Origin of the sequence: Brachybacterium massiliense, from assembly GCF_900184245.1 — a bacterium.
GTDB lineage: Bacteria > Actinomycetota > Actinomycetes > Actinomycetales > Dermabacteraceae > Brachybacterium > Brachybacterium massiliense.
In genome coordinates this window covers 1,401,375-1,426,706 of the sequence record NZ_FXXB01000008.1, presented here as the reverse complement: position 1 = coordinate 1,426,706, position 25,332 = coordinate 1,401,375, and the positions used below count along the sequence as shown (strand labels likewise).

Below are 25,332 nucleotides of genomic sequence, written 5' to 3'. Positions count from 1 at the left end.
CTCCTCGCGCGGATCAGATGCGATGCCATGATGACACTCCGCAGCACCCCCACGAGAGCGAGCAGCCGATGCCGGAGCACGGGAGGAAGTCCGAGGCCGAGGAGCGGTCCCAGCTCGGCGCGAGCGACGAGCCCGTCGAGGATGCGCTGGTCGAGGAGTTCGAGAGGACGGTCACCGAAGGGGCCAACCGTCTGAACCGCACCTGGCGTGCCCTGATCGTGACGGGCCTGTTCGGCGGGATCGACGTGGGCATCGGCCTGCTGGCGATGCTGGCCGTGCTCGATGTGACGGGATCGAAGCTGCTGGGCGGTCTCGCCTTCGGGATCGGGCTGTACGCGCTGCGGCTCGCGCACTCGGAGCTGTTCACCGAGGATTTCCTCGTCCCGATCAACGCGGTCGTCGCCCGTCACGGCAGCTGGGTCCAACTGCTGCGGCTGTGGGGGACCACGCTGGTGACGAACCTCGCCGGCGGCTGGGCGTTCACCTGGCTGGTGGTCGCGGCGTTCCCGCGGTTCGATGACCTGCTGGTGGAGTCCGCGAGCGGCTACATGGAGGACGGGCTCACGCTCGAGACCGGTTCCCTCGCCGTGCTGGCGGGGTTCACGATCACGCTGATCACCCGGATGAACCAGGGATCGAACGAGGGGATCGCGACGCTGGCGAACTCGCTGATCTCCGGCTTCCTCGTGGTGGGGCTCGCGATGCACCACGGCGCCCTGACGTCGGCGATCATCTTCGGCGCGATGCACGCCGGTGCGGACATCCCCTATGTCGACTGGCTGGTGTGGTGCCTGTGGGTGATCCCGCTGAACATGCTCGGCGGGCTCGTGATCCTCACGGCGCCGCGTCTGGTGCGCACCTGGGAGCTGGTGCAGAAGGAGCGCGCCAGACAGGGTGCCGCGCCCGGCCGGGCAGAGGGCTGAGCGGCAGCAGCCCGTCGGCCGCCCGGATCTGGCATCCTGCCGGGCATGGACACCCCGAAGGTCCCCGCGGCAGACGCGACGCTGCGCCTGCTCACCTTCCTCGCCTCGCGCCGCTCCCCGGTGCCCGCCGCACGGATCGCCGAGCAGCTGGACCTGCCGCGCTCGCGCACCTACGACCTGCTCGCCACCCTCGTCGAGCACGGCTACGTGATGCATCTGGGCCAGGAGCGTGCGTACGGGCTCGGGCCGGCCGCGCATGAGCTCTCCGGCGCCTACCTGCGCCAGGAGCCGCTGGCCCGGATCGGCCGGCGCGTGATCGAGGCGATGGTGGACGAGGTGGGGGAGTCGGGGCACCTCGCGGTGCTGCACGGGAGGGACGTGCTCTACATCGTCGAGGAGCGCGCCCGGAACCGCCCCAGCCTGGTCACCGACGTCGGGGTGCGGCTCTCCGCGCACCTGACCGCGAGCGGCCGCGCGATCCTCGCCGAGCTCCCGCCCGCCCAGCTGCGCGCCCTGTTCGGCACCCGGGAGGACTTCACCTCCCGCACCGCCGTGCCCGGCCCCGAAGGTCCCCGCGACCTGCGCGAGCTGCTCACCCGGGTGCGGGCCGACGGGATCGCGCACGAGTCCGGCGAGGTCACCGAGCAGCTGGCCTCGGTCGCGGCGGTGGTGCACGACCATGCGGGCTGGCCCGCGGCCTCGGTCGCGCTCACCTTCGAGGAGGCGCGCACCTCGCGCGAGGAGCGGGAGCGCTGTGCGGCCGCCGTGCGTGCCGCCGCCGAGGAGATCACCCGCCGCCTGGGCGGGCGCCGTCCCTCGCCCCCGACCCCTTGAGCCCGTCCGGGATACCGGACAGAAGCCTCTCCGCCCCCTCTCGACCCGCCCCGTCGGCGGTGGTGTCCTGGAGGGAACACCCCGAGCAGTCCCCGCACAAGGAGCCGAAGATGTCCCTTCCCGGAGCCCGCCCCGTCCGCGCCGCCCGCGGCACTGCCCTCAGCGCCAGGTCCTGGCAGACGGAAGCACCGCTGCGCATGCTCATGAACAACCTCGACCCGGAGGTCGCCGAGCGCCCCGACGACCTCGTCGTCTACGGCGGCACCGGCCGCGCCGCCCGCTCCTGGGAGGCGTTCGACGCGATCGTCGAGACCCTCGAGGACCTCGAGGACGACGAGACCCTGCTGGTCCAGTCCGGCAAGCCCGTCGGCGTGCTGCGCACCCACGAGTGGGCTCCGCGCGTGCTGCTGGCCAACTCCAATCTGGTCGGCGACTGGGCCACCTGGCCCGAGTTCCGGCGGCTCGAGGCCGAGGGCCTGATGATGTACGGGCAGATGACCGCCGGGTCCTGGATCTACATCGCCACCCAGGGCATCCTCCAGGGCACCTACGAGACCTTCGCGGCCGTCGCGCAGAAGCGCTTCGGCGGCACGCTCGCCGGCACCATCACCCTCACCGGCGGCTGCGGCGGCATGGGCGGCGCGCAGCCGCTGGCCGTCACCCTCAACGACGGCGTGTGCCTGATGGTGGACGTGGACCGCACCCGCCTCGAGCGGCGCGTCGGCAAGCGCTACCTCCATGAGATCGCCGACGACCTCGAGGACGCGATCGCCCGTGCGAACGCCGCCAAGGAGGCGAAGCAGGGCCTCTCCCTCGGCATCGTCGGCAACGCGGCGGAGGTCTTCCCCGCCCTGCTCGAGCGTCACAGGGCCGGTGACCTGCACATCGACGTGGTCACCGACCAGACCTCCGCCCACGACCCGCTCAGCTACCTGCCCTCCGAGATCACCGTCGAGGACTGGCAGCGCGAGGCCGACGCCGACCCCGAGGGCTTCACCAAGAAGTCCCGCGAGGCGATGGCCCGACAGGTCCAGGCCATGGTCGAGTTCCAGGACGCCGGCGCCGAGGTGTTCGACTACGGCAACTCCATCCGCGACGAGGCCCGCCACGCCGGCTACGACCGCGCCTTCGAGTTCCCCGGCTTCGTGCCCGCCTACATCCGGCCCCTGTTCTGCGAGGGGCTCGGACCCTTCCGCTGGGTCGCGCTCTCGGGCGACCCCGAGGACATCACGGTCACCGACGCGGCGCTCAAGGAGCTCTTCCCCGACAACGAGCACCTGCACCGCTGGCTCGACGCGGCGGAGGAGTTCGTCGAGTTCGAGGGCCTGCCCGCCCGCATCTGCTGGCTCGGCTACGGCGAGCGGCACAAGGCCGGCATGCTCTTCAACGACCTGGTGCGCGACGGGAAGGTCAAGGCCCCGATCGTGATCGGCCGCGACCACCTCGACTCCGGCTCCGTCGCCTCCCCCTACCGGGAGACCGAATCCATGCTCGACGGCTCCGACGCGATCGCGGACTGGCCGCTGCTGAACGCGCTGACCTCGACCTCCTCGGGTGCCACCTGGGTGTCGATCCACCACGGCGGCGGCGTGGGCATCGGCCGCTCGATCCACGCCGGCCAGGTGGGCGTCGCCGACGGCACCCCGCTCGCCCGCCAGAAGCTCGAGCGCCTGCTGACCAACGACCCCGCGATGGGCGTCATCCGCCACGTCGACGCCGGCTACTCCCGCGCCGACGAGGTCGCCCACGAGCGCGGCGTGCGCGTGCCGATGACCCCGGTGCGCCGGGACTGAGCGAGGAGCCCGCCATGACCAGCACCCTGCTCACCGGCATCTCCGAGCTGTGGACCCTGGATCCCGCCCTCGATGACCCCGCCCGCCCGGGCGGCGTCGCCGAGGAGCAGGTCCTGCGCGAGGCGGCCCTGGTGATCGAGGACGGCACGATCGCCTGGATCGGGCCCGCCGCGCAGGCCCCGTCGGCCGATCATGCCGAGGATCTCGGCGGCCGCGCCGTGCTGCCCGGCTGGGTGGACTCCCACTCCCACCTGGTCTTCGACGGGGACCGGGCCGCGGAGTTCGAGGCCCGCATGGCGGGCCGCGCCTACCAGGCCGGCGGCATCGGCGTGACCACCGAGGCCACCCGCGCCGCTTCCCCGCAGCGCCTGACCGCGCTGGTGCGCGCCCGGATCGCCGAGGCGGTCGCGGGAGGCACCACTACGCTCGAGACCAAGACCGGCTACGGCCTCACCGTCGAGCACGAGCTCGAGGCCGCGCGCCTGGTCTCCGCGCTGGTCGCGGCCGGTGAGCTCGACGAGGGCACCTTCCTCGGCGCGCACCTGGTGCCGGGCGAGTTCGCCGGCCGCGCCGAGGAGTACGTCGACCTGGTCACCGGCGAGATGCTCGCCGCCGTCGCCCCGCACGTGCGCTGGATCGACGTGTTCTGCGAGGAGGGCGCCTTCGACCCCGCCCAGTCCGAGCGGGTGCTGCGCGCCGGCGCGGAGGCCGGCCTGGGCCTGCGCGTGCACGGCAACCAGCTGGGCCGCTCGGGCGGCGTCCAGCTCGCCGCAGAGCTGGGCGCCGCGAGCGTGGACCACCTCAACCACCTCGCGTCGGCCGATCTCGAGGCCCTCGCCGCGACCGCCTCCCGGCCCACCGCCGCCGGGGACGCGCCGGGCAGGCTCGCGGTCGATCAGGGGCCGACGGTCGCGACCGTGCTGCCCGCCTGCGATCTCTCCACCCGCGCCCCGCTCGCCCCCGCCCGGGACCTGCTCGACGCCGGCGCGCAGATCGCGATCGCCTCCAACTGCAACCCCGGCACCAGCTACACCAGCTCGATGAGCTTCTGCGTCGCGACCGCCGTGCTGCAGATGCATCTGTCCCTGGACGAGGCGCTCCGCGCCGCCACCCGCGGCGGGGCCCTCGCCCTGCGGCGCAGCGACGTCGGCCACCTCGCCGTCGGCGCCCGCGCCGACCTGCACGTGCTCGATGCCCCCGCGGCGATCCACCTCGCCTACCGCCCCGGCATGCCGCTCACCCACCGGGTGGTGCGTGCCGGGATCCCGCGGTCCTGACCCCCACCTGAGGAGGCCGTCGACGATGACGACCGCAGCTCATGGAGGCCCCGGCCCCGACCGTCCCCGACGCGGCGCCGACCGCCTCCCGGATCGTGTTCTTCTCGGCGCTGGTGCCCTCGATCCTCGCCACCTCCATCCCGGTGAGCGTGGGGCGCCTGGTGCTGCTGTGGTTCGAGCGGGTGGTGCTCACGATCCTGATCACCGCACCGCTCGCGCACCTGCTGCTGCAGGGCGGCGTAGCCTCGAAGCACGCGCCGGGAGGAGCTGATGATGGATGCACAGGATGACCAGGACCCGTTGGATCTCTCCGCCGGGGACGCGGCCTGCTGGAGCGGGTTGCTCTGCCCCGAGTGCGGCGCGGTCCCCGAGGGTGACAGGGCGAGGGACCCGTCGGCGCCCTGCTGGCGCTGCGGGACCGTGCCGGCCGAGCACCGCGCCGAGGGGTCCTGAGGCCCCTCAGAGCGCCGGGGTCGCGAAACCGCCGTTGGAGAGCAGCAGCTGGCCGCGGATCCATGCGCCCTGCTCCGAGAGCAGGAAGCGCACGAGATCTGCGACGGTGCCGGTGCCGCCGATCTCCCCGCCCGGGGTCTGCGCCTCGCAGGCTGCTCGCACTTCGTCATCCATCCACCCGGTGTCGATCGGCCCGGGGTTGATGACGTTGGTGCGGATCCCGCGCTCCGCGAGCTCATGGGTGCCGGCCAGCACCAGGCGGTCCAGCGCCCCCTTGGTCGCGCCGTAGGGCAGGTTGTGCACGGTGTGGTCGCTGGTCAGCGCGATCATCGCCCCGCCAGGGGTGTCGGCGCCCGGGGCCACCTGCTCGGCGAAGGCCTTCAGCAGCAGCCAGGTGGCGCGCACGTTCACCGCGTAGTGCCGATCGAAGCTCTCCACCGTGGTGTCCAGGATCGAGGAGTCCACCGACTCGCAGTGGCAGGTCACGAGCGCGCCGAGCGTCCCGAGCGCCTCGCGCGCGGCGTCGACCACGGCTGCAGGGGCGGCGGGGTCCTCGAGGTCGCCGGGGACCAGCACGACGCGCCGTCCCTGCCCGCGCAGCTCCTCGGCGAGCAGCTCGACGTCGGCCGCCTCCCCGAGCACCCGCTGGTCATAGGGCGCGTGATAGTTCAGGGCCAGGTCGTAGCCGTCGGCGGCGAGTCCGCGGGCGATCGCGGCGCCGATGCCACGGCGGCGGCCGACGCCGGTGAGCAGGGCGGTGCGGGGGAGCGGGGAGGCGAAGTGCATGGGCCGACGGTAGAGCGCGTGCGGCGCGACCGCCAGCGCTTTCACGCCGGGCCGTGGCTCAGCCCTCGTCAGGCAGGTCCCAGACCGCGTGCCCGTCCTCGCCGAGCCGCGCCCCCTCGCTCGGCGCGTGCGGGGTCTGCTTCCCGGAGTGCATCAGATCGAGCACCTCGCTGCCGTGCTCGAGCAGCATCACATCCGCGATCAGGCGGCGATGGCAGCGCCACCACACCGCCTCCGAGCACATCACCGCGGTGCGGGCGTGAGCGAGGTCGCCGCGCAGCTCCTCGATGCCGGCCCGGAACTCCTCGCTGCGGGTCCAGCCGGCGTAGGCGCGGAACTGCTTCACCCGCCACCAGGTGTCGGGGGAGGCGGCGTCCTCGTCCTTGGTGAGCCGGCGCCGGCCGCCCAGCCGCTCGTCCCAGCGGTAGCCGATGCCAGCCTCGGCGCAGACCTCCTGCACCGCGCCGCGGGCGGCGGCGTCGTTTGTGCGGGAGCCGGGGAAGCGGCGCACGTCCACCAGCTGTTCGATCCCCGCGCCGCGCAGCAGCTCGGCGAGCTCCTCGCGCTCCAGGGTGCCGTGGCCGACGGTCAGCAGTGATGCAGTCATCGATCCAGTATCCGGCCCGCTGGCCGCTCCCGCCCAGGAACTCGCGGTTCTCGGCGCACGGGCCGGCCAAGCTGTCACCGGCCCCCGCTGACCGGGCCGCACCTCGGCACCTGCAGTGCCGCTGATCCGAGGAGAGCGCCACGTGCACTCGGCCTCAGAACCCCGGAGGACCCCCATGCAGCCAGAGCGCGAGATCACCACCCCGATGCCGCTGACCGGCCCTGACGGCGGCCTGAACCCGGGCGCCCTCGGTTTCACCCGCACCCAGCTGCACGACACCTCTGTGGCTTCGTTCGCTTGGTGGCAGGGTTTTTGCAGCGCTCCGTGGCGGTCTTGTTGCCGCGATCACGCAGGACTGGCTGCAGGTAGGTGTCGCGGTCTGAACCGAGAGGGGTGCGCCCAGTCGGGGCCGTTTGGATCGCTGCCGCTACGTCAGAGTCCGAAGGCTCCACCGCTGACGAGGATCACGATGCCGAGGCCGATGAGAACAATGGGGAAGAGGATGTGCTCCCAGCGTTCGAGCACTTCGGCGATCGGGGGGCGGGTGGCGACGAACTTTGCCAGGGCCACCAGGACCGCGACGAGCGCGAGGAAGACGATGCAGTAGGCGACTACTGCGAGAGGTTCCACGCTGAGGAAGACAGGGGTGTAGACGCCGATGTTGTCGCCGCCGTTGGCAAGGGTGACGCCTGCGACTGTCCACACGCCGACCTTCTTGCCGGCAACCTTGGCCTCGTCGTCATCGTCGTCATCGTCTCCGCGCCAGGCCTGCCATGCGGCCCAGAGGCCGAGGCCCAGAGGGATGAGACCGAAGTACGGGATGGCTGCCGAGGGCAGGAATGCTCCGGCGCCGATGGTCACCAGGACCGCGGCACCGAGGATGCCGGCGAATCCGAGGTACTGGCCGGCCAGAATGCGGGCGGTAGTGCCGCGCTGGCCTGCCCCTCGCGCGAAGAAGAGGGAGAGCACGATGATGTCGTCGATGTTGGTCGCTGCGAACAGGCCCATCGCCTGCAAGACCGAGGTGAGGATCATGCGCCCTCCCCAGCTGCGTCGCATCCGGGAAGCGAGCAGGCGGGATCGATGCACGGGGCGTCTTCGTCCACTGCCAGGGTGGCATCGACCAGTGCCGTCAGCGCCTGCGCCAGGTGCGAATCGGCGATCTCATATCGTGTCCGACGACCCTCGGGCTCGGAGGCGACGATCCCGCAATCGCGCAGGCATGCCAGGTGGTTGGACACGTTCGGGCGTGTCAGGTCCAGATCTCGGGCCAGTTCCGCCGGGTAAGCGGGATGGTCGAGCAGGGTCAAGATGATCCGGGATCGAGTGGGGTCGGCCAGTGCACGACCCAGGCGGTTCATCACGTCGAGACGCGAAGCAATAGTCAGCATGCACTGAACTATACAGCACGCACTGAACACTCGGTCGCGGGCGTCAGCCCAGATCGCATGCCCGTAAGGGGATCCTTCACCGTACGTCGTGCGAGCTTCCTCCTCGACGACTTTTTATGAGGGATCGTCATGTACGCAAGACCCGTACGGTGACATCGGCGGTGAGTGGAGGGCAACTGCAATTCTGGGGACATGCATGTCGGCTACGCGCGCGTCTCGACTCTCGAGCAAGACCTCTCCGCCCAACGGGAAGCACTCGAGCGCCTCGGAGTCGAGAACAAGAACATCTACTTCGACCACGGCCTGACCGGAACGACCCGCGCCCGGCCCGGGCTGCGCGAAGCGCTGGCCGCGACCCGGGACGGCGACACCCTGGTGGTGACCAAGCTCGACCGGCTGGCCCGCTCGCTCCCGGACGCGAGGGACATCGCGGACGAGCTCACCATCAAGGGAGTGGCGCTCAGTCTCGGAGGCAGCGTCTACGACCCTAACTGTCACCAAAACGTGCGGCAGCCCCTTCACAACACCTCCGGGATCGGTGCACGCCAGGGAGGCCGTCGGCGTTGGGGCCGCAACAAGCGCTGGGAGTACTGGAACGTCATCACCCAGCGGCACATCCTCGCGGTGACTGTCTCCCACGTCGACTACATCGCGCTGCACTCGGTGTGGCTGCTGGACCGGGAGAGCGGAGAGGTGCTCCAGAAGCTGGCCATCGTCCCGTTCGGGATCGGTGCGAGCCTGCCCGGCTCCCTCGGGTCCGGGAACGCCTCCGGCCGTGCCCCCGGGCTCCAGCTGCAGATCGAGAAGCTCGGAGACCAGGGTGAGCGGGTCAGCGTCGACGGCATCGAGGGCTTCGCCGAGGATGTCACCAACCGCTGGTGAGGTTCGGTCAGGCCCCGCCGAGCACCTGATCGGTGCTGCGCAGGTCCACCTGCGGCGGGAACAGGCTCATGGTGTGCAGCGCCGGTGGCCCGTTCTCCGCGGCCGAGTGGGCGACCGCGTCGGTGACCACGGTCAGGCGCACCCCGGCATCAGCCGCAGGCAGCACCGTCGAGATCACGCAGCAGTCCGTGGTCACGCCCGTGACCAGCAGATGCGTGCGCGGGTTCTGCTCCCAGCCCACACGCTGGGCGAGCTGCGACCCCCACTTCCCGAAGGTCGGCTCATCGATCGTGGGATGGGCGGAGAGACCTCGGGCCGCCTCCACCAGCTCGTAGCGCGGATCCTCCGGCGAGACGTCCGCGAAGGGCCAGGCGCGGTAGTAGTCGCCCCAGGCGGTCTCACGATCCGCCGTCGGCAGCCAGCGGGTGACCAGCGTGCGCTCCGGGCCCACCGCCGCCGCGAGACGTGCGATGTTCTCCATCGCGGGAGGGAAGAACGGCGAGCACCACTCGGAGGAGGGATCGGCGAAGATCCGCTGCGGATCGATCACCAGCAGCCAGGGGGCGGAGTTCATGCGCCCTGCTCCTGGGCGCGGATCCTCCCCCGCCGTGCCACGAAGGTCACCGCGAAGCCGAGCACCAGCGCGAGCAGCACCCCGATGTTGGAGTACGCCCAGTTGGTCTCGGTCAGCCCGAACGCGTCCAGCAGGTAGCCCTGCCAGTTGTTCCACGGGGCGGCCTCGGCGTCGGAGTTCAGCACCAGGCCCCAGCCGAGCACCGAGGCGATCACCATGGTGAGGATCGAGGTCCAGTCGAAGGCGCCGTAGCGGCCGGTGGGGTCGAACAGCGCCCGCTCGTCGTAGGCGGCGCGGCGCGAGAGCACGTCGGCGATCAGGATCCCTGCCCAGGCCGCGATCGGCACGCCGAGCGTGATCAGGAAGCTCTGGAACGGGCCGATGAAGCTGGTCGCGAAGAACGCCACCCAGATGGTGCCGACGGTGAGGATCAGCCCGTCGATCGCGGCGGCGGCCGGGCGGGGGATGTCGATGCCCAGGCTGATCAGCGTCAGCCCCGAGGAGTAGATGCCCAGGACCGCGCCGGAGACCAGGGTCAGCACCGCCACGATCCAGAACGGGATCAGTGCCCACAGCGGCAGGATCGTGATCAGCGCGCCGATCGGGTCGCCGCCGATGGCGTCGTTCAGCGCGGGATCCGAGCCGGCCAGCAGCAGGCCGAAGATCACCAGCACCACCGGGGCGGCGGCCCCGCCCACGGTGTTCCACAGCACGATCGAGCCATCCGACGCCGAGCGCTTCTGGTAGCGCGACCAGTCCGCGGCGATGTTGATCCAGCCCAGGCCGAAGCCGGTCATCACCATCACCAGCGCGCCGATCATCGCCTGCGGGGAGCCGTGCGGCATCGAGGCCACGGCCTGCCAGTCGATGTGCGGGATCGTGAGGATCATGAACAGGATGGTCATCGCGCCGGTCGCCCAGGTCAGGATCGACTGCAGGCGCATGATGGTGTGATAGCCCAGCACGCTCGCGCCGACGATCAGCGCCGCGATCGCTATCGCGGCGATCACCGTCACCGCGGTGCCCGAGGCGATGCCCAGCACGTCCAGCACGGTCGCGGTGGCGAGCACCGCGGAGATCGCCAGCACCGTCTCCCAGCCGATCGAGGTCAGCCACGAGACCACACCGGGCACCTTCTGCCCGTGCACCCCGAAGGCGGCGCGCGAGAGCACCATCGTGGGGACGCTGCCGCGCTTGCCGGCGATCGCGACCAGACCGCACAGCAGGAAGCTGATCACGATGCCGATCACCGCCACGATCGTGGCCTGCACGAAGCTGATGCCGAAGCCGATCAGGTAGGAGCCGTAGCTCATCCCGAACACGGAGACGTTCGCGGCGAACCAGGGCCAGATCAGATCCCGCGGCTTCGCGGTCCGCTCCGACTCGGCGATGATCTCGATGCCGGCGGTCTCGATGACTCCGAGGCCGCCGATCGGTGCGGTCGCGGAAGAGTTCTCGGGTGCGGTCATGGCAGCTCCGGGGAGGAAAGGGCCCGCTGGGCCTGGAGGGAGGGAAGACTCGGACTGCCCTGCAGTCTCCCACGAGTGCATGTCGATGCGACAGGAAGTGTTCGGCAAGGGCGCGGCGCGGGACGGGAAGAGGACGGCGCGAGCCCCGCCCAGCCCGTCGGCCCCCGACGACGCCCGCTGACGGCTGGGGCGTCCGCTGCCCGGGCGTCCCTGGTGGGAGAGGAGCGGCGCCGTTAGGTTCGGCCGCATGCACGAGCAGCTCGAGGGGATCGAGGGCGGCGGCCTCTACACGCACGGCTACGGCGAGGCGGTGCTCGCCTCCCACCGCCACCGCACCGCGCAGAACTCCGCCGCGCACCTGCTGCCGCACCTGGAGGAGGGGATGCGCCTGCTGGACGTGGGCAGCGGCGCCGGCACCCTCACCGCGGACCTCGCCCGGATCGTCGGCCCCTCCGGCGTGGTCGCACTCGAGGTGCACGAGGGCGCCGCGGCCATCACCCGCACCGAGCTCGCGCGGCAGGGCCTCGGCGAGGTCGAGGTGAGGGTGGGCGATGCGCACCGACTCCCCTTCGAGGACGACTCCTTCGACGTGGTCCACGCTCATCAGGTGCTCCAGCATCTGTCCGACCCGGTGAGGGCGCTCGAGCAGTTCCGCCGCGTCACCCGCCCGGCCGGGATCGTCGCGGTGCGCGACAGCGACTACGAGGGCTTCCGGTGGTGGCCCGAGTTGCCCTCCCTCGAGCGCTGGCTCGCCCTCTACCTGCGGGCGGCACGCCGCAACGGCGGCACCCCGGACGCCGGGCGGCGCCTGCTGGCCTGGGCCCACGAGGCCGGCTTCGAGGAGGTCTCCCCGAGTGCCTCGACCTGGCTGCACGCGACTCCCGAGACCCGTCGCGGCTGGGCCTCGACCTGTGCCGGGCGCCTGGTCGTCGGGCCCTTCGCCGAGCAGCTCGAGCACGAGGGATGGGCCGACGCCGACGAGCGTGCCGCGCTCGCCGAGGGCTTCCGGGACTGGGCCGAGCAGCGCGAGGCCTGGTTCGTCCTGCTGCACGGCGAGATCATCGCGCGCGCCTGAGGCCGCGCCTCCCGCGCCGCCCCCGCGCGGCCCTTCAGATCCTTCAGAGCGCGATCAGCACGATCCCGCCCAGCACGATCCCCGCGCCCAGCAGGCGGCGCCACAGATCCGGCTCCCTGAACAGCCACCAGGCCAGCAGCGATCCCACCACGATGCTCGACTCCCGGGCAGGGGCCACGAGCGAGACCGGCGCGGTGCGCATCGCGGTCAGCACCAGCACGTAGGCGAGCGGGGAGAGCGCCGCGACCAGCGCGATCTCGCGCCAGTGCCGCACCAGCACCGGCCGGATGCTGCTCCGGTGGCCGCGCAGCAGCTGCGGGGTCAGCAGCACCACCTGCCACAGGCAGCTGATCACGAAGTACGGGATCGGCGGAGCCTCGAGCACGGTGACCGAGAAGCTGTCCCACAGGGTGTACGCCGCGATCGCGAGCCCCGTCGCGGCGCCCCAGGCCACGCCGGCGCGCACCCCGTGCCGGCCCGCGGCGGAGCGGCCGGTCGCGACCACCACGATCCCGGCCACCACCACCAGCGCGCCCGCGGCGGCCAGCCAGCCGGGCCGTTCGCCGAGCACCAGGATCGCCACCGCCATGCTCAGCACCGGCCCCGCACCGCGGGCCACCGGGTAGACGATCCCCAGGTCCGCCCGGGCGTAGCCGGTCTGGAGGGCGAGCTGGTAGGCGATGTGGAGCACCCCGGAGACGGCGGTGGCCAGCAGCAGCGTCGGGGACAGCCCGATCCCGGAGGCCATCAGCACACCGACGGCGAGCGGCGCCCACAGCGCCACCGAGGCGAGGTCGTAGAGCCACACGAAGGCGTAGCCTCCCTCTCCCACCCGCTTCGCCGCGAGGTTCCAGATCGCGTGGCAGAGCGCGGCCAGCAGCACCATGGCCAGGGCGATCGTGCTCATCGCGGTCCGGCGGGGGAGAAGGTCATCGTCCCAGTCTCGTGTCTGCGCGCAGGCGGGGGTCGACAGCGCCGCCCCACGGACGTATGGTTGAAAATGAAACAGAGTTCTCCTGGAAGGATCCCCATGTCCCTCAGCACCGCCGTCCTGCGCGCCGTCCCCGGCGCCTTCATCCTCAACTCCGGCATCGGCAAGCTCGGCATGCCCGCCGAGATGGCCGAGGCGCTCCAGGGCATGGCCGCCCAGGGCGTGCCCCCGCTGGGCAAGCTCACCCCCGAGCAGTTCGGGAAGTTCCTCAGCTACGGCGAGATCGCCGTGGGCGCCTCCCTGCTGCTGCCCTTCGTGCCCCGCAAGGTCGCCGGCCTGGGCCTGGCCGCCTTCTCCGGCTCGATGATGTCGATGTACCTGCGCACCCCCGGCATGACCGAGGCGGACGGCGTGCGCCCCACCCAGGACGGCACCTCGCTCGCCAAGGACAGCTGGCTGCTCGCGATCGCCGCGGCGCTGCTGCTGTCCGAGGGGAAGAAGACCGCGGAGGACTGAGCCGGGATCAGAGCACCCGCAGGCTCTCCACCATCACCTCGAGGTCCGCGACCTGCTGCTCGTGTCCGACGGCCGCGCCGCCGTGGAAGACGGCCGGCCCGGCCGGGGCATCCACCACGATCACCACCAGGCGCCAGGCATCGGTCGTGTGGAACATCGCGGCGTCGGCGAGCTGTACATCGGCGCTGACCACCCAGGCCGGATGGCCGTCGATCGTGGTGGACTCCTCGCGGTAGTCCACGAGCTCGGCGGGGGAGCCGTAGATCGCCTGGACGTCCTCACGGCTCACGCCGCACTGGAAGATCGCGCGCGCGGTCTCCTTCGCCCCGGGGTATCCACCCTCCTCCTGCGGCCATTCGACCGCGGCGACCGAGGACGTCGAGTACCAGCCGTTCTCCACCGCCTGATGCGCCCAGTGCGCGTCCACCTGGTAGGCGGAAGAGCCGCTCCAGTCGGTGCCCACGTCCCACCCGTCGACCGCGGTGAACTCGAGTCCTCCGCCGCGCACCGCGCCCGCCACCTGCTCGGTGCTGGGCGAGTTCTCGAGGATCGTGCACTCGACGGTGGGCTGCTCGGCCATGGTGATCTCACCCTCGGCCTCGTCGGTCTCCTCCTCGGTGGGCACGTACTCCGAGGGGCGATCCGACTCGGGATCCTCCTGCGTGCTGGTGGTGCCGGCTCCCGTGCTCGGCTCCTCGGGGTCGGGGCCGAAGAAGGTCTGCGAGAGCACCAGGGCGAGCACGATGATCAGTACCGTCACGCAGCCCGCTCCGCCCAGTCCGGCGGCGAGCCACAGCCCCTTGCGGCCGCCCCCGCGCGGGCCGTCGGGTCCTGGGGCCGACGGGGTCGCGCTCCCCTCGCTGCGACCGGCGAAGTCCGGCAGCTGCGGGGCCGGGCCCGACCCGCCCCCGCCGGAGAAATCGGGCAGCTCCGGCCCGCCCGGTCCGTTCCGGTCGTTCATGCGATCCCCCTCGGAGCGCTGTCGTCCACGGCGAGCGGCCCCGCGCCGCTGCGCCGGAGCCCACCCTAGCGGCCCGCCCGAGGGGTCGATCGGCGGGGTTCGACCACCGGTGTGAGAGCGACCTCACAGCACGAATCGGTGACGTTCCCCAAATAACGCAACCGCCGGGTGGTGCAAATGAAACAGGTGAGGCTAACCTCAGTAGCGTCCTGCTTCCCAGGGTGTCGAGCACACGGCGCCCGATCCGAGAAAGAGACGGTCACATGGCCACTTTCACTCGCCGCCACTTCGGCGCCCTGTCCGCTGCCGGAGCCTTCGGCCTCGTCCTGACCGCCTGCGGCGGAGGAGCGGAGGGGACCGATGCACCTGCTGCCGGAGGCGAGTCCAGTGAGGGCACGATCGAGGTCGAGGACAACAACGGCCCCCAGAGCGTCGAGATCCCGCCGGCCTCCGTGGTCGCGACGGACAACCGCACCTTCGAGACCCTCGCGGACTGGGGTGTCACCCTCACCGCCGCCGCGCGCACGCTGATGCCGTCGACCAACCCCCTCAAGGACGATGAGTCGATCATCGACCTGGGCAGCCACCGCGAGCCCGACCTCGAGGCCGTCGTCGCCGCCGAGCCCACCCTGATCATCAACGGGCAGCGCTTCGCCGACTTCCACGATGACTTCGTGAAGTTCGCGCCCGACGCGACCATCCTCGAGCTCGACCCCCGCGACGACCAGCCCTTCGCCGAGGAGCTCAAGCGCCAGGTCTCCGTGCTCGGCCAGATCTTCGGCAAGGAGAGCGAGGCCGAGACCCTCGCCGCGGACCTCGACGCCGCCATGGAGCGCGTCTCCGCCGCCTACAACGGCACCGACACCGTCATGGCCGTGAACACCTCCGGCGGCGAGATCGGTTACATCGCCCCGGGCCTGGGCCGTGCGCTCGGCTGGACCTTCGACGCCTTCGAACTGGCCCCCGCGCTCGAGGTCGAGGGGTCGAGCGACGACCACCAGGGCGATGACATCTCCGTCGAGGCGATCGCCGACTCGAACCCGGACTGGATCCTGGTGATGGACCGCGACGCCGCCGTCTCCGCCGACGACCCGGAGTACACCCCGGCCAACGAGCTGCTCGACTCCTCCGAGGCGCTCGCCGGGGTGACCGCCGTGGCCGAGGGCAACATCGTCTACATGCCCGCGGACACCTACACCAACGAGTCCATCCAGACCTACACCGAGTTCTTCAACTCGCTCGCCGACGCGCTCGAGGCGAAGGCCTGAGCCACGTCCCGCGCTGAGCACCGCACGGCGGGCAGGACCCCGGAAGTCCCGCCCGCCGTGCAGTGCGTCCGCGTATCGTCACCGGAGGCGCCGGGACCGCGACGCGATCGGCCCGCCCTCTTCCCCCTCCAGGAGAACCGATGTCCTCTCCCACGCTGACCGCCGCACCGCCCCTGGCGCGGCGCGGTCGGGAAAAGCTGATCGACGGCAAGCTCGTCATCGGCATTGCCGTGGTCGCACTGCTGCTGGTCGCCTCCCTGTTCACAGGTGTCTACGACATCTTCGGGGCAGACGACGGCGCCCAGATGTTCGCGATCACGCGCATCCCCCGCACCATCGCCCTGGTGCTCGCCGGCGCCGCGATGGCGATGTCGGGGCTGATCATGCAGCTGATGACGCAGAACCGCTTCGTCGAGCCCTCCACCACCGGCACCACCGAATGGGCGGGTCTGGGCCTGATCGCGGTGATGATCATCGCCCCGGGGGCAGGCCTGCTGACCAAGATGACCGTCGCGATCATCTTCTCCTTCGTGGGCACGATGGTGTTCTTCCTGTTCCTGCGCAAGGTCACCCTGCGCAGCTCGCTGATCGTGCCGATCATCGGGATCATGCTCGGCGCGGTGGTCGGCTCCGTCTCCACCTTCATCGCGCTGCAGTTCGACGCACTACAGAACCTCGGCGTCTGGTTCGCGGGCTCGTTCACCTCCGTGCTGCGCGGCAGCTACGAGGTGCTGTGGATCGTGCTGCTCGTCGGCGTCGCCGTGTTCATCGTGGCCGACCGCCTCACCGTCGCCGGGCTCGGCGAGGACATCGCCACCAACGTGGGCGTGAACTACCAGCAAGTGCTGCTGATGGGCACCGGGCTGGTCGCGATCGCCACCGGCGTGGTCACCGTGGTGGTGGGCAATCTGCCGTTCCTTGGCCTGATCGTGCCCAACGTGGTCTCCATGATCCGCGGCGACGACCTCCGCTCCAACCTGCCCTGGGTGTGCCTGCTGGGCATCGCGATCGTCACCGTCTGCGACCTGATCGGGCGCACCATCATCATGCCCTTCGAGGTGCCGGTCTCCCTGATCCTCGGGATCGTGGGCGCGGCCGTGTTCATCCTCCTGCTGACGAGGCAGCGTCGACATGGCTGACCGCCACCCCGCCCCGCAGCGCGTCCTGACCCACCACGGCGAGCGTCGGTTCACCGCCGTCGAGGACGAGAGCACCAGCCCCGAGGTCAGTACGTCCCCGGCGGACCTCGTCGGCGACCTCGAGGTGATCGGCGCGCCCCGCCGCGTGCGCGGAGGCTCCGGCGCGTTCCCCGATGCGCGCTCCCGTCGGCGCTACCTGATCGTGCTCGTGTCGCTGACGCTGCTCGCCCTCGCCTTCGCCTCCGGCCTGCTCGCCGTCGGCAACCCGATGCCCCCGGGCTCGCGCGGCTTCTGGCTGATCGCCGAGATGCGTACCACCAACCTGGTGGTGATGGCGATGGTCGCGTTCTGCCAGTCGGTCGCCACGATCACCTTCCAGACCGTCACCAACAACCGCATCATCACCCCGTCGATCATGGGCTTCGAATCCCTCTACACCGTGATCCAGACGGCCGCCGTGTACACCCTCGGCGTGGCCGGGGTGGTCGCACTGCAGGGCACCGGGCAGTTCCTGCTCCAGGTCGCGCTGATGGTGGGACTGTCGGTGCTGCTCTACGGCTGGCTGCTGCGCGGCAAGTACGCCAACATCCAGGTGATGCTGCTGGTGGGCATCATCATCGGTGGCGGCATGGGGGCGGTCTCCTCCTTCATGCAGCGCCTGCTCACCCCGAGCGAGTTCGACGTGCTCACCGCCCGGCTGTTCGGCTCCGTCACCAACGCGAGCTCCGAGTACCTGCCCTACGCCATCCCGATGATCGCCATCGCCGGGCTGCTGATCATGGCCAACGCGCGCCGGCTCAACGTCATCTCCCTGGGCCGCGACGTGTGCATCAACGTGGGCGTGGACCACGGCCGCCAGACCATCTGCATGCTGGTGCTGGTCTCGATCCTGATGGCGGTCTCCACCGCCCTCGTCGGCCCCATGACCTTCTTCGGCTTCCTGGTCGCGACGCTCACCTACCAGCTCGCCGGAACCCATGACCATCGCCTGCTGTTCCCGATCGGTGCGCTCACCGGTTTCGTGGTCCTCGCCGGCGCCTACTTCGTGATGAACCACGTGTTCTACGCGCAGGGCGTGGTCTCCATCATCATCGAACTCGTCGGAGGCTCCGTGTTCCTCCTCGTCATCATGCGGAAGGGGCGCCTGTGATCACCATCGACGCCGTGCAGAAGCGCTACACCTCGGGTGCCGAGACCGTCACCATCGGCCCGGTCACCACACAGATCCCCTCCGGCGGCGTCACCGCCCTGGTGGGACCGAACGGGGCGGGCAAGTCCACGATGCTCACCATGGTGGGTCGCCTGCTGGGCATCGACGAGGGCTCGATCGAGGTGGCCGGGTACGACATCTCCTCGACCGCCTCGAAGGACCTCGCCAAGATCCTCTCGGTGCTGCGCCAGGAGAACCACTTCATCACCCGCCTCACCGTGCGCCAGCTGGTGGGCTTCGGCCGCTTCCCCTACTCCAAGGGGCGCCTGACCAAGCTCGACGAGCAGAAGATCACCGAGGCGATCGACTTCCTGAACCTCGACGAGCTCGAGGACCGCTACCTCGACCAGCTCTCGGGAGGCCAGCGTCAGCGGGCCTACGTGGCGATGGTGCTCGCCCAGGACACCGAGTACGTGCTGCTGGACGAGCCGCTGAACAATCTCGACATGCGCCACAGCGTGCAGATGATGGGGCGGCTGCGCGATGCCGCGCGCGAGCTGGGGCGCACCATCGTGGTGGTGCTGCACGACATCAACTTCGCCGCGCACTACGCGGACCACATCATCGCCATGAAGAACGGCGGCGTGGTCGAGGCGGGACCGGTCGACGAGATCATGAGCGGCGACGTCCTCACCCGCGTGTTCGACACCCCGGTGCAGGTCATCGACGGGCCGACGGGGCCGCTCGCGGTCTACTACTGAGCCGGAGCCGCCGGTTCGCGGTGGCGTTCAGACCATCTCGTTGTGCAGGATGTCCTCCTGCCGGTCTTCTTCGTGGCAGGTGACGGCGAAGACCCGCAGCGTCGAGTCCGTGGAGTGCCCGCCCGCCCACAGCTTCTGGCCTTCGTTTAGGCTGCTCGTGGGCGTGTCGGGCAGCAGCAGGCGGAAGTCACGGCACTGGTCGAATCCGTACACCGAGTCCCGGTACTCGATCGTGATCCCGTCGGCGTCCTCCGTGCCGCTCGCCGGCGAGGTGCGCGTGAACTCTGCCAGCTCCAGCGCATAGGTGGTCTCGTCGATCTGTTCACCGACCTCGAAACGGCCCTCGAACTCGGCCACGAACCGGACGCCCGCGCCCATCTCGGAGTCATGGTAGGTCCCGGTGAAGGTGCCGTCGGCGCCCATCTCGTAGCTCGTCCCCCAGGCGCCCGCACCGGAGGAGAACACGAAGGTCTTCCCCTCGAGCTCGGCGAGCATCTCGGCGCCGTCATCGCTGAAGTCCGGCTCGGGGATCTCCGGCTCGTAGGTCTCCGGGTCCAGATCCTCCGGGTAGGAGTACTCCCACAGGATCGTCTCCGCGACGGTCTCGGTGGAGAAGGTCTCGTCGACCACGGTGACCTCGAGCGGCACGCCCGCGGTCTCGAGCGCCGTGAGCACGCCGGGGAACACCGCCAGCTCGCGCTCGAGGTCGAGCCCGACCGTGAAGGAGCCCTCGAGGCCGAGGTAGCGCCGACCCTTCGTGGTCAGTGTGAGGTCGTCGTCGGCGGCCTTCCCGGCTGTGGCGTCCGGATCGGCGAGGGAGAAGGAGCTGCCGTCCGATGCCGAGAACTCGCCCTCGGCCGTCGCCTCCGCCGTGGGAGTCGCGGAATACCCGAGCGAGATCGTCTTGTACAGGGTCAGGGTCGGCTCCACGGCGAGGGACGCGGTGGCCGTCGCGCTCGCCGTCCCGGACATCGTCGTGGCCAGACCGGTGTCCAGCGCGGACAGCGGCGTGATCCCGGTGCTGCGCTGCAGGGTGAGGCCACCCTCCACGGACCCGGAGAACGTGCTGGTCAGGTCGAACTCACCGGTCGCGTTGAGTGAGATGCGGGGGGTGAGGGTGACGTCCCCGTCGAGGGTGACGGGGACCGGTCCGAGGAAGAACGTGGTCCGGGCGAGCGGGAGGTGCGCGTCGAACTCGTCGTCGACCGTGGAGATGTCGCCTTTCGCGCTGCCGCTGAGCCCGACGGACATCTCCGCCGAGCCCAGGAGGGAGGTGCTCATCGTCCAGTCGCTCTCGAACAGGGAGCCGGCCGTGGTCAGCACCCCGCCGATCTGCTCCGTGGCGTCGTCCTCGAGGACCTGGATCGTGTTCAGGAAGTGGACCGCGTCGAGACCCACGGCGATCGCGCCCTCGGGCTTGTACTCGGCGCTGTACGCGATTCGCACCCCCAGCTTCGCCTCGCACGTCACGGAGAGGTCGAGCTCCGCCGAACCGCTCAGCGACCACAGTCCGTCCGACGAGGTGCCCTTGCCCTCCTCGGCAGCCAGCGGGATCGATTCGAGCTCCTCGTCGCAGCTGTGCGCGAGCAGGCCGTAGGTCTCGTCGGACGCGATCTCCCGCGGCTCCCCGGCCGAACCGTCCATGCGCGGGAAGGTCGGCCGGGCGGGCGCGATGCCCGGGAACGCCGGGTCGACGGGGCCGGCGCCCGTCACACCGGCGGGGACCGTCGCCCCGGCACCGACACCGCCGACGGCACCGGGGGCCGGGGTGGTGAGGGGCTGCTCAGCACCGTCGGCGCCTCGCTGCACGATCTCGTCCGAGTCCCCACGGTCGAGGACCTCGTCGAACTCACCCTGCAGGATCACGTTGCCCAAGGTGGCGGGCCCGAGGATCGTGAGCCAGCGGCCCTGCTCGTAGCGGAGCGCGAGCACCTGCCCGAGCGTGCCGTCGGGGAGACCGTCGGAGGCACCTGCGACGATCACGTCGCCGATCCCGTAGCCGGGTGCCTCCGCGGAGGAGAGGACCGCCGCGCTCTCCTGCGTCATCCCGGCCGTGGCCTCGGGGGTGAGGATCTGCGCCTGCGGGGAGAGGACCAGGGCGTCGTCCGACGGGACGGTCACGGTGCCGTCCCAGGTCGCGGTCGCCGTGGCGCCGCCGACGTCGGTCGCGGTGACCGTGATCTCCAACGGACCGCTCTGCGCGGGGATGATGTCTTGGTGCCAGGTGCCGCCGTTCCCATCGAGGCGGAGCGGCGCGCTCGGCGTGACCTCCTCGCCGTTCACCGCCACGGCGATCGAGGCGATCCGGTGGGGTGCACGGAACGTCCCCTCGATGCGGACGATCCCGTGCTCGGCATCGATCGCGCCGCCGGGGAAGGAGTCCATCGTCACGGTGACGTCCTCGCCGCGGTCGACCTCCTGCGGCTGCACGATCGCGACGGGCAGGAACTCCGCCTGCGCGTCCACGTCGGCGGTGAGCTGAGGGTCCTCCGCGGAGACTATCACCAGCTCGCCGGCGCGCTCGGCATCCGCGGTCACGGCCGTGCCGCGGTGGCGGGCGTTGTCGTCATAGGTGCTGGTGATGGTGCCGGCGCTGTCGGATCCCGGGGAGAGCAGGCCGATCACGGCGGTGGCGTGCACAGCACCGAGATCCACCTGCGCAGGAGTGCCGCCGGTGAACTCGAGCTGCTGCGGAGCCTGCGAGGACACTCCCATCACGGCACCGGCCGTCGTGGAGTCGACCTCGGCACCGGGAGGAGCCGTGGCGTCGGCGGCGGTCACATAGCCGATCACATCGATCTCGAGGTCCCCGGGGCTCGCGGCGGAGAGGCTGACGGCATCGTCGACGGTGCTGAGCACCGTGGTGGTGGTCGAGGTGCCCTGAGGGAAGTGCAGCACCTGATCGGAGAGCGTCACGGCCGTCGGCGCCGCGAAGGTGGCGGTGATCCGGGCTAGGGCATGGGGCGTGCCCTGGGGCACAGCGAAGCCGCCCACGTAGACGTCCTGCGCAGCGGTGAGGTCATCCGTGCCGATCCCGGCCTCCGTGCTCACGACCTGCACGGCCGCGGGCAGCAGCCGCAGCGATCCGGCCGTCTCGGCGCCGCCGTCGAAGAGCGCCAGGACCTCGAGGTGCACCGCGACGGGGGAGGAGGACTCCACGGTGATGACACCGTCCCTCACCGCGACGAAGGACGTGGCGGAGAGCGGACCGGTCCCGCCCGCAGCGGTGAGCACGGCGGAGCCCCGCTCCGAGAGCACGACGTCCTCGGCGGGGTCGATGGTGATGCGGGCGAGGGCGGTGCGGTCCACGCCCGCCTCGGCGACCCGAACCTCGGTGGTGCCGGCGGCGAGCTCCTGCTCGATGCCGGACGAGCCGGTGCCGGGCGAGCCGGTGCCGGAGGAGCCGTCGGAATCGGAGGGATCGGCCCCGGAGATCTCAGTGGCGCCCATGTCCGCGGCGGCGTCCGACTGACGCAGCCACGGCACCCCCACGACGACCGCGCCGATCACCAGTGCGAGGGCCGCGACCGCCGCCGTGATGATCAGAGCCGTGCGCCGCGGCCTGCCCCTGCCCTGGCCTGCTTCGACCCCGTCCACGACGCTTCCCCCTCATGTCGACTCCGAACTCGGCTCACTGTAGCCGAGGCGCAGGCCACGTCAGGATCCGGCGGCGAGCGACGCGGGAGCTGGGCCGGTCACGTGCGAGCCCGCGCCCCGCGCCGGCGGGGCCCCCGCCGCGCCGCGTCCCGCTGGGTCCCTGCGCCGGGGGCCGGGGGCCGGGACGATCCCGGGAGGTGGCGGATAGGCGCACGCTCTTCCTATATACGAAGAGCGTGCGCTCATCCGCCAGCTACTGTTCGGTCACCTAGGGGGAGGCCGCAGCGGGCGTGGTCACTTCGGGGAAGGCCAGCGCGGGGGAGGCGCCCAGGCACCCCCGTCCCGCCGGGCCTCAGGCGGTCTTGGTGGCCGGGTCCGCGCCGCCGCGGCCGTCCGGGCGGTCCAGCGCGTCGATCGCCGCGACCTCCTCGGCGGTGAGCGTCACGTCGACGGAGGCGAGGTTCTCCACGATCCGTGAGGGCGTGACCGACTTCGGGATGGTGACGAAGCCGTGGGCGAGGTGCCAGGCCAGCACCGTCTGCGCGGGCGTGATGCCGTGCGCGGCGGCGATCGAGGTGATCGTCTCGTTCTCGAGCAGATCGGACTTGCCCTGGCCCAGCGGGCCCCAGCCCTGGGTGAGGATGCCGTGCTCGGCGTGCAGCGCGCGCAGGTCTCGCTGCTGGAAGTAGGGGTGCAGCTCGATCTGGTGGATCGCGGGGACCACGCCGGTCGCCTCGATGATCTCCTCGAGCTGCGGGCGGGGATGGTTGGAGACGCCGATCGAGCGCACCAGGCCGCGCTCCTGCAGCGTGATCAGCGCCTTCCACGCCTCGACGTACTGCCCCTGCGCGGGCACGGCCCAGTGCACCAGGTACAGGTCGAGGTAGTCGAGGCCGAGCCGCTCGAGCGAGGCCTCGCAGGCCGCGATCGCGTCGTCGTAGGCGTGGGAGTCGTTCCACAGCTTGGTGGTGATGAACAGGTCCTCGCGGGCGATCCCGGACTCGGCGACGGCGCGGCCCACGCCCTCCTCGTTGTCGTACGCCCGGGCGGTGTCGATGTGGCGGTACCCGGCGGTCAGGGCCTGCGCGGTGACGTCGGCCGCGATGTCCGGATCGACCTTGAACACGCCGTAGCCGAGCTGGGGGATGGAGCGGCCGTCGTGGAACGGCAGCGAGGCGATGGTCATGGGTTCCTCCTGGGAAGTCGCGGACCGCTCAACCTTACGATGGGCCCATGAGCTCGTGGAGCACGGGGACCGCCCCGTGGACGCCGACGCGGACCGGTGCGCCCCGATGACCCCGGCGCGCGCCTCACGCCTGATCCCGCTGGACCGGCCGGTCCCGCAGGAGCGCCCCGTCTACGACCATCCGCGCGGGCACACCCCGACCGGTCCCCGGTTCGAGCTGTACGCGCTGCTGGACAACCTGTTCATCGCCGCGGGCGTGGTGGTGTCCCTGTGGCTGGCGCTGCTGTACCTGGTCGAGGGCGTCTCGCTGACCCCGGTGCGACTGCTGTACCTGCTGGGGTTCTGGGTGCTGCTGACCTACATCACGCTGCCGCGCCTGCATCAGCTGATGACGTGGATCTACCTGCCGGACTATTTCTTCGGCCGCACCCGCACCACCGAGGGGGTGCTCTCGGACCCGATCAATCTGGCCTTCGACGGCTCCGAGCGGGACCTGCACGTGGCGATGCGGCGGGCCGGCTGGGTGCTCGCCGAGGAGCGGACCCTCTCCTCGGCCTGGTCGATGGTGCGCTCGACGCTGCTGCGCCGCTCCTATCCGGCCGCGCCCGTCTCGGATCTGTACCTGATGGGCCGGCGCCACGACTTCACGTACCAGCAGGAGGTGGGCGGCACCACCACCAAGCGCCACCACGTGCGCTTCTGGCGGATGCCGAAGGACTTCGTGCTGCCTGGCGGATACCGCGCGGACTGGCTCGCCGCGGGCACCTATGACCGCGCCGTCGGCTTCTCCTTCTTCACCCTGCAGATCACCCACCGCATCGACGAGAACATCGACGTCGAGCGCGACTACGTCGTCGACACGGTGCGCTACGCGGACCCGCAGATCGAGGTGGAGGTGATCGAGGAGTTCTCCGCCGCGTATCACCACCGCAACGGGCAGGGGGACCGGATCCGCACCGACGGCGACCTGCCGGTGCTCGACGTGGAGGGCGCGGCCGCGCGCTCCGACGGGGCGAGCGCGATGATGCTGGCCCGCCACCGCCCCACCGGTACCTCGGTGATGAAGTCCCGTGCCCGCGCCGCGACCCAGTCGGCGCTCGCGGCGGCACGCCTGGGCGCGCCGACGGGTCGGCGCACCGACGTCGCCGACGAGCTGACCGCCCAGTGGCAGGAGACGGTCGATGACTTCCACGAGGTGATCGCCCGCGCCTCCGATCATCATCTGCCGCCGCCCACCGTGGTCTTCACCGGTCTGCTGGTGCTGCTGCAGGCGGTGCTGGTGGGGGTGCAGTGGGTGTCGATGCTCACCGGCACGGATCTGCCGGCACTGTTCCCGGATCTGGCGCTGGTACTGCCGGCCCCGGAGGAGATCGCCCTCGCCACCGCCTTCGCAACCGGCCTGCTGGTGCTCCAGATCGGGGTGCTGCGCCGCAGCCGCTGGGCACGCATCGCGCTGATGGCCCTGTTCACCGCCGATGCCTTCGCGCGTCTGGCCGTGGCCACGTCGATGAGCGGCGAGGTCTCCCACGCGCTGCTGGTGGGGGCGGGGGCCTCCGCCCTGGGCGTGATGGCGATCAGCTCCGACGCCTCGCGCCAGTGGGTGCAGACCCTGCGCCTGGACTCCCACAGCTCCGAGGCCGATGAGGCCGACGAGGAGACCGACGAGCGGACGTCGGAGACGCTGGTCGGCGCCGGCGACCCTCCGGATGTGAGCACGGTCACCGAGAAGTAGAGTGCCTGCACCGTTGTGCGGGGTTCC

The 25,332-nt window shown here is 71.0% G+C and carries 24 protein-coding genes; 14 read left to right on the top strand and 10 right to left on the bottom strand.

The window, feature by feature from the left end; all coding sequences use genetic code 11:
• Window positions 1–68 precede the first annotated feature (68 nt).
• The 6 genes from BN4251_RS16370 to BN4251_RS16340 all read left to right on the top strand — a co-directional run bounded on the left by BN4251_RS16370 (window position 69) and on the right by BN4251_RS16340 (window position 5,280).
• The gene (locus tag BN4251_RS16370) at window positions 69–923 is read left to right on the top strand and encodes a formate/nitrite transporter family protein (protein ID WP_087486433.1); all 855 of its coding nucleotides are present in this window, start codon (window positions 69–71) and stop codon (window positions 921–923) included.
• A 45-nt stretch (window positions 924–968) separates the two neighbouring features.
• Window positions 969–1,757, top strand: coding sequence for an IclR family transcriptional regulator (locus tag BN4251_RS16365; RefSeq protein WP_087486067.1), 789 nt, complete (start codon window positions 969–971; stop codon window positions 1,755–1,757).
• A gap of 110 nt (window positions 1,758–1,867) precedes the next feature.
• Complete coding sequence (hutU, locus tag BN4251_RS16355) at window positions 1,868–3,550, top strand: urocanate hydratase (RefSeq protein ID WP_087486065.1); 1,683 nt, start codon at window positions 1,868–1,870, stop codon at window positions 3,548–3,550.
• Between the two features lie 14 nt (window positions 3,551–3,564).
• Window positions 3,565–4,827, top strand: a complete 1,263-nt coding sequence (locus BN4251_RS16350) for an amidohydrolase family protein (protein WP_087486064.1) — start codon at window positions 3,565–3,567, stop codon at window positions 4,825–4,827.
• 41 nt (window positions 4,828–4,868) lie between these two features.
• Window positions 4,869–5,117: a hypothetical protein gene (locus BN4251_RS16345; protein ID WP_245810393.1), complete on the top strand. Its 249-nt coding sequence runs from the start codon at window positions 4,869–4,871 to the stop codon at window positions 5,115–5,117.
• A complete protein-coding gene (locus BN4251_RS16340) occupies window positions 5,101–5,280 on the top strand; it encodes a hypothetical protein (RefSeq protein WP_087486063.1) in 180 nt (59 codons plus the stop codon). Before BN4251_RS16345 ends, BN4251_RS16340 begins: the two co-directional genes overlap by 17 nt.
• 6 nt (window positions 5,281–5,286) lie before the next feature.
• Here the strand turns inward: BN4251_RS16340 and BN4251_RS16335 are convergent, their stop codons facing one another.
• The 4 genes from BN4251_RS16335 to cmtR form a co-directional block, all read right to left on the bottom strand.
• Window positions 5,287–6,066: an SDR family oxidoreductase gene (locus tag BN4251_RS16335; protein WP_087486432.1), complete on the bottom strand. Its 780-nt coding sequence runs from the start codon at window positions 6,064–6,066 to the stop codon at window positions 5,287–5,289.
• Window positions 6,067–6,124: 58 nt separating this feature from the next.
• Entirely contained in the window at window positions 6,125–6,673 is a 549-nt protein-coding gene (locus tag BN4251_RS16330; RefSeq protein WP_087486062.1) for a DUF488 domain-containing protein, read from the bottom strand.
• 432 nt (window positions 6,674–7,105) lie between these two features.
• The gene (locus tag BN4251_RS16325) at window positions 7,106–7,708 is read right to left on the bottom strand and encodes a cadmium resistance transporter (RefSeq protein ID WP_016997609.1); all 603 of its coding nucleotides are present in this window, start codon (window positions 7,706–7,708) and stop codon (window positions 7,106–7,108) included.
• Window positions 7,705–8,064, bottom strand: a complete 360-nt coding sequence (gene cmtR, locus BN4251_RS16320) for a Cd(II)/Pb(II)-sensing metalloregulatory transcriptional regulator CmtR (RefSeq protein ID WP_082157299.1) — start codon at window positions 8,062–8,064, stop codon at window positions 7,705–7,707. The genes BN4251_RS16325 and cmtR overlap by 4 nt, the downstream gene beginning before the upstream one ends.
• A gap of 192 nt (window positions 8,065–8,256) precedes the next feature.
• Here cmtR and BN4251_RS18380 point away from each other — a divergent pair, with 192 nt between their 5' ends.
• The gene (locus tag BN4251_RS18380; protein WP_087486061.1) at window positions 8,257–8,946 is read left to right on the top strand and encodes a recombinase family protein; all 690 of its coding nucleotides are present in this window, start codon (window positions 8,257–8,259) and stop codon (window positions 8,944–8,946) included.
• A 7-nt stretch (window positions 8,947–8,953) separates the two neighbouring features.
• Here the strand turns inward: BN4251_RS18380 and BN4251_RS16310 are convergent, their stop codons facing one another.
• Together BN4251_RS16310 and BN4251_RS16305 are read right to left on the bottom strand one after the other, a co-directional pair.
• A complete protein-coding gene (locus BN4251_RS16310; RefSeq protein WP_087486060.1) occupies window positions 8,954–9,520 on the bottom strand; it encodes a cysteine hydrolase family protein in 567 nt (188 codons plus the stop codon).
• Window positions 9,517–10,989 (bottom strand): purine-cytosine permease family protein, encoded by a 1,473-nt coding sequence (locus tag BN4251_RS16305; RefSeq protein ID WP_087486059.1) that lies wholly within the window; start codon window positions 10,987–10,989, stop codon window positions 9,517–9,519. Before BN4251_RS16305 ends, BN4251_RS16310 begins: the two co-directional genes overlap by 4 nt.
• A gap of 247 nt (window positions 10,990–11,236) precedes the next feature.
• On the opposite strand from BN4251_RS16305, the gene BN4251_RS16300 reads away from it, so the two are divergent.
• A complete protein-coding gene (locus BN4251_RS16300) occupies window positions 11,237–12,064 on the top strand; it encodes a methyltransferase domain-containing protein (RefSeq protein ID WP_087486058.1) in 828 nt (275 codons plus the stop codon).
• Between the two features lie 43 nt (window positions 12,065–12,107).
• Here the strand turns inward: BN4251_RS16300 and BN4251_RS16295 are convergent, their stop codons facing one another.
• Complete coding sequence (locus BN4251_RS16295) at window positions 12,108–12,971, bottom strand: DMT family transporter (RefSeq protein WP_087486057.1); 864 nt, start codon at window positions 12,969–12,971, stop codon at window positions 12,108–12,110.
• A 123-nt stretch (window positions 12,972–13,094) separates the two neighbouring features.
• Between BN4251_RS16295 and BN4251_RS16290 the strand changes: the two genes are divergently transcribed.
• Complete coding sequence (locus BN4251_RS16290) at window positions 13,095–13,511, top strand: DoxX family membrane protein (protein WP_087486056.1); 417 nt, start codon at window positions 13,095–13,097, stop codon at window positions 13,509–13,511.
• Window positions 13,512–13,518: 7 nt separating this feature from the next.
• On the opposite strand, the gene BN4251_RS16285 is transcribed toward BN4251_RS16290, so the two are convergent.
• Entirely contained in the window at window positions 13,519–14,472 is a 954-nt protein-coding gene (locus BN4251_RS16285; protein ID WP_087486055.1) for a hypothetical protein, read from the bottom strand.
• A 263-nt stretch (window positions 14,473–14,735) separates the two neighbouring features.
• Between BN4251_RS16285 and BN4251_RS16280 the strand changes: the two genes are divergently transcribed.
• The 4 genes from BN4251_RS16280 to BN4251_RS16265 all read left to right on the top strand — a co-directional run bounded on the left by BN4251_RS16280 (window position 14,736) and on the right by BN4251_RS16265 (window position 18,790).
• Complete coding sequence (locus BN4251_RS16280; protein ID WP_087486054.1) at window positions 14,736–15,740, top strand: siderophore ABC transporter substrate-binding protein; 1,005 nt, start codon at window positions 14,736–14,738, stop codon at window positions 15,738–15,740.
• Window positions 15,741–15,880: 140 nt separating this feature from the next.
• Window positions 15,881–16,879 (top strand): ABC transporter permease, encoded by a 999-nt coding sequence (locus BN4251_RS16275; protein ID WP_087486053.1) that lies wholly within the window; start codon window positions 15,881–15,883, stop codon window positions 16,877–16,879.
• Window positions 16,872–18,029 carry an iron chelate uptake ABC transporter family permease subunit gene (locus BN4251_RS16270; RefSeq protein ID WP_087486052.1) on the top strand — a complete coding sequence of 386 codons (1,158 nt, stop codon included), beginning with the start codon at window positions 16,872–16,874 and terminating at the stop codon, window positions 18,027–18,029. Before BN4251_RS16275 ends, BN4251_RS16270 begins: the two co-directional genes overlap by 8 nt.
• Window positions 18,026–18,790, top strand: a complete 765-nt coding sequence (locus BN4251_RS16265) for an iron ABC transporter ATP-binding protein (protein WP_087486051.1) — start codon at window positions 18,026–18,028, stop codon at window positions 18,788–18,790. The genes BN4251_RS16270 and BN4251_RS16265 overlap by 4 nt, the downstream gene beginning before the upstream one ends.
• 27 nt (window positions 18,791–18,817) lie before the next feature.
• Here BN4251_RS16265 and BN4251_RS16260 read toward each other — a convergent pair whose 3' ends face one another.
• Window positions 18,818–22,387 carry a hypothetical protein gene (locus tag BN4251_RS16260; RefSeq protein WP_087486050.1) on the bottom strand — a complete coding sequence of 1,190 codons (3,570 nt, stop codon included), beginning with the start codon at window positions 22,385–22,387 and terminating at the stop codon, window positions 18,818–18,820.
• 352 nt (window positions 22,388–22,739) lie between these two features.
• Window positions 22,740–23,573 carry an aldo/keto reductase gene (locus BN4251_RS16255; RefSeq protein WP_087486049.1) on the bottom strand — a complete coding sequence of 278 codons (834 nt, stop codon included), beginning with the start codon at window positions 23,571–23,573 and terminating at the stop codon, window positions 22,740–22,742.
• A 55-nt stretch (window positions 23,574–23,628) separates the two neighbouring features.
• On the opposite strand from BN4251_RS16255, the gene BN4251_RS16250 reads away from it, so the two are divergent.
• Window positions 23,629–25,305 carry an LssY C-terminal domain-containing protein gene (locus tag BN4251_RS16250; RefSeq protein WP_342744539.1) on the top strand — a complete coding sequence of 559 codons (1,677 nt, stop codon included), beginning with the start codon at window positions 23,629–23,631 and terminating at the stop codon, window positions 25,303–25,305.
• Window positions 25,306–25,332 lie beyond the last annotated feature (27 nt).